This window comes from Streptomyces sp. NPDC088762 (genome assembly GCF_044750905.1).
Classification (GTDB): Bacteria; Actinomycetota; Actinomycetes; order Streptomycetales; family Streptomycetaceae; genus Streptomyces.
In genome coordinates, this window is record NZ_JBIVKT010000004.1 from 393,975 (window position 1) to 405,581 (window position 11,607).

At 73.8% G+C, this 11,607-nt stretch carries 8 protein-coding genes; 4 read left to right on the plus strand and 4 right to left on the minus strand.

Annotation, left to right across the window (positions count from 1 at the left end; translation table 11 throughout):
* Window positions 1-64 precede the first annotated feature (64 nt).
* Window positions 65-874 (plus strand): hypothetical protein, encoded by an 810-nt coding sequence (locus ACIP5M_RS13260; RefSeq protein ID WP_401195866.1) that lies wholly within the window; start codon window positions 65-67, stop codon window positions 872-874.
* 76 nt (window positions 875-950) lie between these two features.
* Here the strand turns inward: ACIP5M_RS13260 and ACIP5M_RS13265 are convergent, their stop codons facing one another.
* Window positions 951-1,670 (minus strand): 3'-5' exonuclease, encoded by a 720-nt coding sequence (locus ACIP5M_RS13265; protein ID WP_401195869.1) that lies wholly within the window; start codon window positions 1,668-1,670, stop codon window positions 951-953.
* A gap of 102 nt (window positions 1,671-1,772) precedes the next feature.
* A complete protein-coding gene (locus tag ACIP5M_RS13270; RefSeq protein ID WP_401195871.1) occupies window positions 1,773-3,035 on the minus strand; it encodes an SAV2148 family HEPN domain-containing protein in 1,263 nt (420 codons plus the stop codon).
* A gap of 283 nt (window positions 3,036-3,318) precedes the next feature.
* On the opposite strand from ACIP5M_RS13270, the gene glgX reads away from it, so the two are divergent.
* Entirely contained in the window at window positions 3,319-5,433 is a 2,115-nt protein-coding gene (glgX, locus tag ACIP5M_RS13275; RefSeq protein WP_401195874.1) for a glycogen debranching protein GlgX, read from the plus strand.
* A gap of 52 nt (window positions 5,434-5,485) precedes the next feature.
* Here the strand turns inward: glgX and ACIP5M_RS13280 are convergent, their stop codons facing one another.
* Window positions 5,486-6,733: an MFS transporter gene (locus ACIP5M_RS13280; protein WP_401195876.1), complete on the minus strand. Its 1,248-nt coding sequence runs from the start codon at window positions 6,731-6,733 to the stop codon at window positions 5,486-5,488.
* An 82-nt stretch (window positions 6,734-6,815) separates the two neighbouring features.
* On the opposite strand from ACIP5M_RS13280, the gene treY reads away from it, so the two are divergent.
* Complete coding sequence (gene treY, locus ACIP5M_RS13285; RefSeq protein ID WP_401195879.1) at window positions 6,816-9,131, plus strand: malto-oligosyltrehalose synthase; 2,316 nt, start codon at window positions 6,816-6,818, stop codon at window positions 9,129-9,131.
* On the opposite strand, the gene ACIP5M_RS13290 is transcribed toward treY, so the two are convergent.
* Entirely contained in the window at window positions 9,114-9,986 is an 873-nt protein-coding gene (locus ACIP5M_RS13290; protein WP_401195881.1) for a LysR substrate-binding domain-containing protein, read from the minus strand. The two genes, treY and ACIP5M_RS13290, sit on opposite strands and share 18 nt — an antisense overlap.
* An 83-nt stretch (window positions 9,987-10,069) precedes the next feature.
* Here ACIP5M_RS13290 and lpdA point away from each other — a divergent pair, with 83 nt between their 5' ends.
* Window positions 10,070-11,485, plus strand: a complete 1,416-nt coding sequence (gene lpdA / locus ACIP5M_RS13295; protein ID WP_401195883.1) for a dihydrolipoyl dehydrogenase — start codon at window positions 10,070-10,072, stop codon at window positions 11,483-11,485.
* Window positions 11,486-11,607: the final 122 nt, after the last annotated feature.

The following is an 11,607-nucleotide window of genomic DNA, read 5'->3' on the forward strand; positions in this document are numbered from 1 at the left end:
CATAGTAATGAGGCTGTGACCTGGGGCTGTTCAGATCGGCTGCGGTGATCACTAGGGTTCGTCCGTGCCGAAGAACAGCGAGATACCCACGGGCCACGACGGGCCGGACGACGACAAGTGGAACGTGGTCCTGAACGAGGACTTCGTCCAGGGCGCCCCCGTGCGCGAGGCCGGGCGGCCCGCTGCCCGGCCCAAGCGGGCGTGGCCCCTCAACACGGCCCTGGTGCTGGTCGCGGTGGGCGCGGCCTTCGGCGTGCTGAAGCTCACGGATGCGTCACCGCAGGACAAGACCCCCGCACCGGGACCCGCCAAGGCGGCCGCCGCGGCTCCGTCGGCCGTCCCGACACGGGCCGCCCCGGACGCCCGGCCGATGATCCCCCTGGCCGAGGTCTTCCCGGCCGAGGTCAAGGGCGGCTCCGGCGCGGCCTTCACCAGGCTGGGCTCGGTCGTGATGGAGTCCTGCACCGAGCCCGACGGGGTCGGCCCCCGCCTGGCCGCCCTCATCGAGGACAGCGCGGGCTGTGTCGGCGAGCAGGTCGCGCTCTACAAGGACGCGCAGAACAACCAGTTCAACCTCGCCGTCTTCACGATGAAGGACCCTCAGGACACCGTGAAGCTGGTGACCGAGCTGGCCATGGCCTTCAACGACTACCAGGTGGCCGTGCAGGGGCCGCCGCCCGGATCGGGCCTGAAGTCCCTGCCCGCGGACAGCGGGCTGGTGCAGGCCTTCACGGGGCACGGCCGTGTCATGGTGGTCGCGATGGGCCAGTGGTCCGACGGCCGGACCGCCGACTTCCAGCAGCTCGTCGACCGCATGGGACCGCTCCAGAAGGAGGTCTCCAAGAAGGTCGGCGACTACGAGGGCACGCGCTGACGCGACATCAGGCCGGCGGCCGGCCCGAGCGGGTGCCCGGCGTCAGGCGGGGCGGCCGGCCCGAACGGGTGCCGCGTCACGCCGGAACCAGCCCCCGCAGGGGCCACGCCGTGTCGATCACCGCGTCCGGGGTGCCCTGACGGCGCAGGTAGGCCTGGAAGTCCCGGGCCCAGCGCGCGTGCCAGGTGCCCTGCCGGTCGTGCAGGTCGCCCGGGGTGAGGGAGGCCACCTCCGGATGCCGCTCGGCTATCGCCCGGGCCACCTGGACCGCGGCCAGCGCGTCGGCCCCGGCGTCGTGCGCGGCGTCGAGGGTGACCCCGTACACCCCGCAGACGGCCTCGAGGGTCCGCTTGCCGCGCCGGTAGCGGTCCACGGCCCGGTCGATGGTCAGCGGGTCCACCACCGGCCCGGTCTCCGCCCCGCCCAACCGGTCGGCCAGCGACGGCAGTCCGTGCCTGGCCAGCTCCGCCGTGAGCAGGGTGAGGTCGAAGGCCGCGTTGTACGCGACGACCACCGCTCCCCGCCGCCAGTGCGCGACCAGCGCCTGCGCGACCTCGTCCGCGACGTCACGGACCGGCCGCCCTTCGGCGACCGCCCGCTCGGTGCTGATGCCGTGGATCGCCGAGGCCTGTTCGGGGATCGGTATCCCGGGGTCCGCGAGCCAGCCGCGCCGCTCACGGACCTCACCGCCCCGCACCTCGACCAGCGCCGCCGTCACGATCCGCGACTCCCCCGGCTCCGTGCCGGTCGTCTCCAGGTCGAACCCGATCAGCACACCGCCGTGCCAGTCCCCCATGCCGCGCCCCTCCCCCGTACACCTTCGGTCAACGGCTTTCAGCCTGCCACGGGGCACTGACAGGCCGGCCGACGCCCCCCTGTCGGGCTCGGTCCGCGACGGTCAGGACACGGGCCGGGAGTCCTCCCACACCGATTCGAACTCCTCCCGGTACGTCGTGAACAGCCCGTGGTCGGAGTCCTTCGGGACGCCGCGGCCGCCGCCGCGCAGCACCAGGACCGGGGATTCCATGCCGCGCGCCCGGCGCAGGTAGGACTGGACGACCGCGATGCCCGAGGCCTGCCCCTCCACCAGGTAGGCGGTGAAGCGCGGGGTCTCGTCGAAGACGTGGATCTCGAAGCGCGAGGGGTCCCGCAGGCCCGCGCGGACCCGGCGGACGTGGAGGATGTTCATCTCCACCGAGCGGCTCAGCTCGCCCTTGCGCAGGCCGAGCTCCCGTTCCCGCCGCTTGACCGCGCTGCTCGCCGGGTTCAGGAACAGCAGCCGCACCCGGCAGCCGGCCTCCGTGAGCCGGACGAGTCTTCGGCCCGAGAAGTTCTGGACCAGCAGGTTGAGCCCTATGCCGATGGCGTCGAGCCGCCGTGCTCCCCCGAAGAGGTCCTCCGCGGGCAGCTGCCGCTGGAGCCGCACCCGGTCGGGGTGGACGGAGATGACGTCCGCGTACCGGTCGCCCACCAGGTCCTCGACGGCGTCGATCGGCAGCCGGTCGGCGGCCGGGCCGCCCGCGCCGCCGCCCAGGACCTCCAGGAGCCGCGCCGAGGCCCGCTCCGCCTGCTCCAGCACGGCCCGTGACAGGGCCCGGTTGCGGGAGACGACGTTACGGGTGACCTCCAGCTCGTCCAGGGCGAGCTCGATCTCCCGCCGGTCGTCGAAGTACGGTTCGAAACAGGGCCAGTGCTGGACCATCAGCTCGCGCAGCTGCGGGAGGGTCAGGAAGCTCAGCACGTTGTCGTCGGCCGGGTCCAGCAGGTAGCCCTTGCGCCGGCTGACCTCGCGCACGGCCACGGCCCGCTGCACCCACTCCTGTCCGGCGGGCCCGGCGGCGGCGACCACCCAGTCGTCCCCGCCGTGCACCGGCTCGTAGATCGGCCGCAGCACCGCACCGACCACCGACCGCAGCCGCTGCTCGATCAGGTTCAGCCAGATGTACGCACGGCCCGCGCGCTGCGCCCGCGTACGGACCTCGCTCCAGGCCTCCGTGCCCCAGTCCAGCTCCGCCCCGGCCCGCACGTCCCCGGTCGCCGCCGGCGGGGCCAGCGACACCGCCCCGGCCGGGACCCCGCCGGGGGTTCCGCCGGCGGTGTCCGCCGGGCCACCCTCGTGACCGCTGTCACCAGGGGGCAGCTCCAGACCTCCCGAGCTCACCCGTGCACCGCCTTCTGCGTCTGGACGCCCGTCTCCAGTGATCACGGAAGGGTACTCCGCGCGCGCGTCCCGGTGCAGCCCGATGGCCCTTACAACGGCCGTCCGTTGACCCATTATCCGATGCCCGGACAGTCCGCTGACCCGCATATCAGCTCTGCGGGTCACCCGGCAGCACCAGCCCAAGTCCGCGCGTGGGGACCCTCTTTCGGGGAAGATCTGGCAGTGACGTGGTCCAGCCGGATCAACCGCATCAGTCGGAGCAGGATGGGAAGAGTCGTTATCTATGCAGGTCTGGCCGGGACAGGCTTATCCGCTCGGCGCCACTTACGACGGCGCCGGCACCAACTTCGCGGTCTACTCCGAGGCCGCCCGACGCATCGAGCTGTGCCTGCTCCACGACGACGGTTCGGAGACCGCCGTGGAGCTGCGCGAGACGGACGCCTTCGTCCGGCACGCCTACCTGCCGGGCGTCATGCCCGGCCAGCGCTACGGGTTCCGCGTGCACGGCCCGTACGAGCCCGAGCGCGGCCGGCGCTGCAACGCGGCGAAGCTGCTGCTGGACCCGTACGCGCGGGCCATCAGCGGTCAGGTCAACTGGAACGAGGCGGTGTACGGCTACCACTTCGGGCGGCCGGACTCCCGCAACGACCTGGACTCCGCCCCGCACACGATGAGTTCGGTCGTGGTGAACCCGTACTTCGACTGGGCCAACGACCGGCCGCCTCGCCACGAGTACCACCACACCGTGCTGTACGAGGCCCACGTCAAGGGCCTGACGATGAACCATCCGGACCTTCCGGAGGAGCTGCGCGGCACGTACGGGGCGCTCGCCCACCCGGCGGTGATCGGTCACCTCGTCAAGCTCGGGGTGACGGCGCTGGAACTGATGCCGGTGCACCAGTTCGTCAACGACCACCGGCTGGTCAACGACGGGCTGAGCAACTACTGGGGCTACAACACCATCGGCTTCTTCGCCCCGCACAACGGCTACGCCTCAGGTGACCGGGGCCAGCAGGTGCTGGAGTTCAAGTCGGCGGTACGGGCCCTGCACGAGGCGGGGATCGAGGTGATCCTGGACGTGGTCTACAACCACACCGCCGAGGGGAACCACCTGGGGCCGACGCTGTCCTTCCGCGGGCTGGACAACGCCTCGTACTACCGGCTGGCGGAGGACCCGCGGCACTACATGGACACGACCGGCACCGGCAACTCGCTGCTGATGCGCTCCCCGCACGTGCTCCAGCTGATCATGGACTCGCTGCGGTACTGGGTCACCGAGATGCACGTGGACGGCTTCCGCTTCGACCTCGCGGCGACGCTGGCCCGCCAGTTCCACGAGGTGGACCGGCTGTCGTCGTTCTTCGACCTGGTCCAGCAGGACCCGGTGGTCAGCCAGGTCAAGCTGATCGCGGAGCCCTGGGACCTGGGCGAGGGCGGCTACCAGGTGGGCAACTTCCCGCCCCTGTGGACCGAGTGGAACGGCAAGTACCGCGACACCGTACGGGACCTGTGGCGCGGCCAGCCGCGCACCCTGGCGGAGTTCGCGGGGCGGCTGACCGGCTCCTCGGACCTCTACCAGGACGACGGGCGGCGGCCGCTGGCGTCGATCAACTTCACCACCTGCCACGACGGTTTCACCCTGCACGACCTGGTCTCCTACAACGAGAAGCACAACGAGGCGAACCGCGAGGGCAACCGGGACGGCGAAACGCACAACCGGTCCTGGAACTGCGGGGTGGAGGGGCCGACCGAGGACCCGGAGATCCTGGAGCTGCGCGAGCGCCAGATGCGCAACTTCACGGCCACCCTGATGCTGTCGCAGGGCGTGCCGATGCTCAGTCACGGCGACGAGTTCGGCCGGACCCAGAACGGCAACAACAACGCCTACTGCCAGGACAACGAGTTGTCGTGGGTGCGCTGGCCGGAGCCCGGCAAACCTGCGCCCGAGCTGCTGGAGTTCACCCGTCGGATGGTGTGGCTGCGCCGGGACCACCCGGTGTTCCGGCGGCGCCGGTTCTTCCACGGGCGGCCGGTGGAGGGGACGCACGACGAGCTGTCGGACATCGCGTGGTTCACCCCGCACGGCGAGGAGATGCGGGCCCGCGACTGGCAGGCGCAGCACGCGCGGGCGCTGACGGTCTTCCTCAACGGGGAGGCGATCTCCGAGCCGGGCAGCCGCGGGGAGCGGATCACCGACGACTCGTTCCTGCTGATGTTCAACGCGGGCGCCGAGCCGCAGGACTTCACCATTCCGGCGGGGCACGGGGCGCAGTGGCGGCTGGTGGTGGACACGGCGCGGCCGGAGGTACTGCCACCCGGCGCTGGACCGCAGTACGCGGCCGGGGACCGGGTGGCGCTGACGGGACGGTGCCTGGTGGTGCTTCAGCGCCCGGCGTAGGCGGCTCCGGCGCCGGTACCGTCGCCGGAGCCGGTGCCGGAGCCGGTGCCGTTCACCGGGGAACCGGCCGGCTGCGCCGGGGTCGCGGCCCGGCCTGCGGGCGGGCGGCCGGTACCCGGGTGCCGAGGGCCAGGGCCAGACAGAGCGCGGCCGCCCCGACGGCCACGGCGAAGGCCCCGGCGGGCCCGTACGACTCGGCGAGCCGCCCGGAAACGGCGAGCGCGATGGCCTGCCCGGCGACCAGTGAGCTGGCGGCGAAGGCCATCGACTCGGCGAGCCGGGCCGGCTGGACGGCGCGCTCGGTCAGCGCGAAGGCGGTGATGAGGTGCGGGGCGCAGGCCGCACCGAGCCCGGTGACGACCGCGTACAGCGGCCACAGGGTCTCGGTGAACAGCAGCGGCACCGACAGGGCCAGTGCGGCGGCGGTGGCCACCCGCCAGCGCAGGCGCAGCCCGAAGCGGGCGGGCAGCGCGCCGATCGCGAGGCCGACGACGGCGCTGACCACGCCCATGGCGGCGTAGACGAGCCCGGCCTGGCCGGGGACGCCCAGCCGGGTGGTCAGCGCGGCGATTCCGGCCTGGCAGCCTCCGAACACGGCGCCCTGGAGGGCGAGCGAGCCGCGGACGGCGTGCACGAGGAGGGGATGGCGGACCCGTGGGCCTTCGCCGCGCGCCTTGGCGGGGGCGCCGCCCGTCGCCGCGGCGGTGGGGTGCAGGGCGAAGGCGGTGCCGAAGACGGCGACGAGTCCGGCGGCGCCGCCCAGAGCCACGGCCGGGTGGGCGACGAGGGCGGCGAGTCCGACGAGGGCGGGTCCGAAGACGAAGGACATCTCGTCGAGGGTGCCTTCGAGCGAGTGGACGGCGCCCACCACGTCCTCGCCGGCCCCGGCGCGGTGGGCGAGGGCGACGGAGCGGGTCCGGGCGAGGGGCCCGATCAGCGGTACGGAGGCGCCGGTGACGGCGCCGATCGCGGCGAGCGGGAGGGTGGCGAGGCCGCCCAGGGCCCCCGCGACGAGGGCCGCGGTGGCGACGGCGTTGACGGCCGCGGAGGTGAGGACGACGGGCCGCTGCCCGTGTCGGTCGGCGAGCCGGCCCAGGACGGGGCCGAAGACCACCTGCCCGGCCGAGAGGGTGCCGCCGACGATGCCGGCGGTGGCGAGGGAACCGCTGGTCTCGGCGACCAGGAGGACGCTCCCGAACTGGGACATCGCGACGGGCAGTCGGGCGAAGAAGGAGACGACGGGGAGCAGGGGCCCGGTCAGGGCGATGACGCGTCGATGGGTGTTGAAGGTTCCGACCACTCGATCGACTCTAGGCTGGTGCAATCACCCGGATGCATGGGGTAATGGCACGGAATCCGGCAGGCTGGGTACGTACGTTCTCATGAGCCAGCCTCAGTCAAGCATTCAATCGGAATCCGACGTTCCGAAACCCGTCACTCCGGCGTCGACCTACCGCCTCCAGCTGCGCCCGGAGTTCCCCTTCGCGGCGGCCGAGGCGGCCGTCCCGTACCTCGCCTCGCTCGGCGTGTCACACCTGCACCTGTCACCGGTACTGGAGGCGGCGCCCGGTTCGGCGCACGGCTACGACGTCACCGATCACACCGTCGTACGAGCCGAGCTCGGCGGCGAGCCGGGTCTGCGGGCACTGGGCGCGACCGCCCGGGCCCACGGGCTCGGCCTGGTGCTGGACATCGTGCCGAACCACATGGCGGTGCCGACACCGCTGCGCCTGAACCGACCCCTGTGGGAGGTCCTGCGGGAGGGGCCGGACTCTCCCTTCGCGCGCTGGTTCGACATCGACTGGGAGGCGGGCGGCGGACAGGTCCTGCTGCCCGTGCTCGCCGGCCCGCCGGAGACCTGCGCCCTGGAGGCCGACGGGGAGGTGCTGCGCTACGGGGAGCAGGAGTTCCCGCTGCGCGAGGGCACGGCCGGGCTGGAACTGCCCGCGCTGCTGGCCGCGCAGTGGTACCGGCCGGCCTGGTGGCGGGAGGCCCGCACCGCCCTCAACTACCGCCGCTTCTTCACCATTTCGGATCTGATCGGGGTCCGCGTGGAGGACCCGGAGGTGTTCACGGCCACCCACGCGAAGGTGCTGGAGCTGGTCCGGGACGGGGTTGTCGAGGGTCTGCGGATCGACCACGTGGACGGTCTGGCGGATCCCGGGCAGTACCTGCGGCGGCTGCGGGCCGCGGCGGGACCGCACTGCTGGGTGGTGGTGGAGAAGATCCTGGGCCGCCAGGAGCGGCTGTCGCCCGCGTGGCCGGTGGCGGGAACCACCGGCTACGACGCCCTGCACCGGGTGGACGGGGTGTTCACCGACCCGGAGGGCGTCGCGGAACTGTCCCGGCGGTACGCGCGGTTCACCGGGATCCCGGAGTGGGAGCGCACGGCGGCGGCCTGTGCGCGGGAGGTCCTGACCGGTGACCTGGCCGCCGAACTGGGCGCTCTGGAACGGCAGGCGGGTCCCGAACTCGCCCCCGCCGTCCGCGAGTTGCTGGTCGCCTATCCGGTCTACCGGCCGTATCCGGAGGAGCCGGAGCCGGCGCCGCAGGCCCTGGGGCGGGCCGCCTCGGCGGCCGGTCCGGCCGCGGTGGCCGGCGTACGGGAACTGCTGCTGCGGGACCGGGCCTTCGCGGCCCGCTTCGCGCAGACCTCGGCCGCGCTGCGCGCCAAGTCCCTGGAGGACCGGGCCTTCTACCGGTACGGGCCGCTGCTGTCGGCCACCGAGGTCGGCGGGGACCCGGGGCAACCGGCGGTGTCGGCCGAGGAGTTCCACGCGTACTGCGCCGACCTGGCCCGGGAGTGGCCCCGGTCCGGGACGGTGCTGTCCACGCACGACACCAAACGCAGCGCGGACGTCCGGGCCCGGATCTCGGTGCTGTCCCAGGCGCCCGAGCTGATGGACGGGCTCGCCGGCGCGGACCCTCAGCTGGCGTGGACGGCCCGGCAGACCGCGCTCGGCCTCGGTGAGGTCCCGCAGGCCGTGCCCCGGCTGGCGGAGGCGCTGCTCAAGGCGGTCCGCGAGGCCGCCCTGCACACCAGCTGGACCGACCCGGACGAGGCGTACGAGGCCGCCGTCCCCGGATACGCCACGCGCCCCCTGGACCTGCCCCCGCAGGCCGCGGAGGCGGCCCGGGCGAACCTGCTCGGCATGGCGCTGCTGCACCTGGCGATGCCCGGCGTCCCGGAGGTCTACCAGGGCGCCGAGACGGAGTACCGGGCCCTGGTCGATCCCGACAACCGGCGGCCGGCCCGCTTCCCGGCGGAGGCGCTGGCCGGGCTGGACGCGGGGGACGTCCCGCGCGGTCCGGGGCAGGAGAAACTGGCGCTCACGGCCGCCGTCCTGCGACTGCGCCGGGACCGGCCCGAGCTGTTCGACGGCTACGTCCCGCTGGCCGCGCGGGGCCCGGCGGCCGAGCACTGCCTGGCCTTCGCCCGCTCGCCCGGGCTCGTGGTGGTGGTGACCCGGCTCTCGCACCGGCTGGCCGGCGCGGGCGGCTGGCGCGGCACCGTCCTGCCCCTGCCGCCGGGCAAGTGGGCCCCGCTGCCGGGGCTGCCGGCGGCGGACGGGGCTCCGTACGGGACCTCGGGCGGCCCCTCGTACGGGACTTCGCACGAGACCTCGTACGAGGGCGTGGCGGATCTGGCACGCCTCCTGGCCCTCTGGCCCGTGGGGGTCCTACTCCGCGGCGACTAGCCCGGCGAAGGCCTCCGCCGCACCGGTCAGCGGGACCCGCGAGAAGACTGCCAGGGGCCGGTGCCACGGAGGATCGAGGGAGAGCAGCGCGCAGTCCTCACCGACGGCGCCCCGGACCATGTGGGCCGGGGCCACGACGACGCCCACCCCGGCGGCCGCCATCCGCACGGCCGTCGAGGTGTGCTCCGTGCGCAGCACCGTGCGCGGAGTGAAACCCACCGCTCCACAGGCCCAGTCCAGGACGGGCTGCCCCTCGACCAGCGGTTCCATCGCGCAGCGGATCCAGTCTCGTTCGGCGAGCTCGGCGAGGCGGACGGCGCCGCGGCCGGCCAGGGGGTCGTCGAAGGGCACCACGAGGACCAGCTCCTCGCGGCCCACCCGGAGCACCGGGCCCAGCCACTCCTTGGGCTCCGGACCCACCGCGAGGTCGGCGGCCCCGCGTTCCAGCTGCTCCTCCAGGGCCTCGTTGGAGCCGTACTCGCGCACGACCAGCGAGACGCCCGGGTGCAGGGCCCGCCAGCGGGCGGCGATGCCGGGCAGCATGCCGACGGCCACGGCGTGGACGGTGGCGATGTGCAGCTCGCCGCCGACCACACCGGCGGCGGCGCGGGCGGCCCGCTCCGCCTGGCGGGCGCTGCGGACGGCGAGCTGCGCGTGCGGGAGGAAGGCACGGCCCATGGGGGTGAGCCGGACCCCGCGCGGCATGCGCTCCAGCAGTGCGCCGCCCACGGACCGCTCCAGCGCCTTGACCTGGTGGGAGAGGGCGGGCTGGGTGACGTGGAGGGCGTCGGCGGCCCGGGTGAAGGAGGACTCCTCCACGACGGCGAGGAAGTACTCCATCTGGCGCAGGCTCATGACCGGGAAGCATAGAGAACGTGCATGGAGCCCAGAAGATCATTTCCTTGGACGGTGGGTAACCGCCGCGCCAGGCTGGGGACATGACCGACGAAGACAGCAGCACCGTGGATGTGATCGTGATCGGCGGGGGCACGGGCGGCTACGGCACCGCCCTGCGCGCCTCGGCCCTGGGCCTGACCGTCCTGCTCGCCGAGCGGGACAAGGTCGGCGGGACCTGCCTGCACCGCGGGTGCATCCCGAGCAAGGCGATGCTGCACGCGGCCGAACTGGTGGACGGCATGGCCGAGGCGCGCGAGCGGTGGGGGGTGCGGGCGAGCGTGGAGTCGGTGGACTGGTCGGCCCTCACCGCGACGCGGGACGACATCGTCTCCCGCAACCACAAGGGCGTGGAGGGGCACTTGAAGCACGCCGGCGTGCGCGTGGTGCGCAGCGGCGCGCGGCTGACCGGGCCGCGGTCCATCCGGACCGAGGACGGGCGGGAGTTCACCGCGACCCGGGGGATCGTGCTGGCCACCGGCTCCCGGCCGCGGACGCTGCCCGGACTGGAGCCCGACGGGAGCACGGTGGTGACCAGCGACGACGCGCTGTTCGCCCCCGGACTGCCGGCGTCGGTGCTGGTGCTGGGGGGCGGGGCGATCGGGGTGGAGTACGCCTCCTTCCACCGCTCGATGGGCGCCGAGGTGACGCTGGTCGAGGCCGCGGACCGGCTGGTTCCGCTGGAGGACGCGGACGTGTCCCGGCATCTGGCGCGGGGCCTGGGGAAACGCGGGATCGACGTGCAGACCGGGGCCCGGCTGGAGGGGGCCGTCGTGGAGGACGGGATCGTACGGGCCACCGTGCGCACCGCGCGCGGGGAGCTGCGGGAGCTCACGGCGGAGCGGCTGCTCGTGGCGGTGGGCCGGGTCCCGGTGACCGACGGGCTGGACCTGGCGGCGGCCGGGCTGGCCGCGGACGAGCGGGGGTTCGTGGCGCCGGCCGACTGGTCCCGGCTGGAGACCGCCGTTCCGGGGATCCACGTGGTGGGCGACCTGCTGCCGCCGCCGTCGTTGGGGCTGGCCCACGCCTCCTTCGCGGAGGGGCTGCTGGTGGCGGAGACCCTGGCGGGGGTGGCGACCGTACCGGTGGACTACGCGGCGGTGCCGCGGGTGACGTACTCGGCGCCGCAGACGGCGGCCGTCGGGCTGACGGAGGCGCAGGCGCGGGACGCGGCGTACGACGTCGTGGTGAACACGATGCCGCTGACGGCCGTGGCCAAGGGGATGGTGCACGGGCAGGGCGGCACGGTGAAGGTGGTCGCGGAGCGGGGCGGGCGGGTGCTGGGGGTGCATCTGGTGGGGCCGCACGTCTCGGAGATGATCGCGGAGAGTCAGCTGATCGTGGGCTGGGACGCGGAGCCTGGCGATGTGGCCCGCCACATCCATGCCCACCCGACGCTGTCGGAGGCCGTCGGCGAAGCCTTCCTCTCCCTGGCGGGCCGCGCCCTCCACCAGCAGTAACGGCGCCCGGGGCGGGGCCCCCTGGGGCTCCGCCCCAGACCCCGCGCCTCAAACGCCGGCGAGGCTGGATCTTTCCCCCGCCGGCCTCCAGGTGCGGATCACAACCCACCGGGCGGCACCCG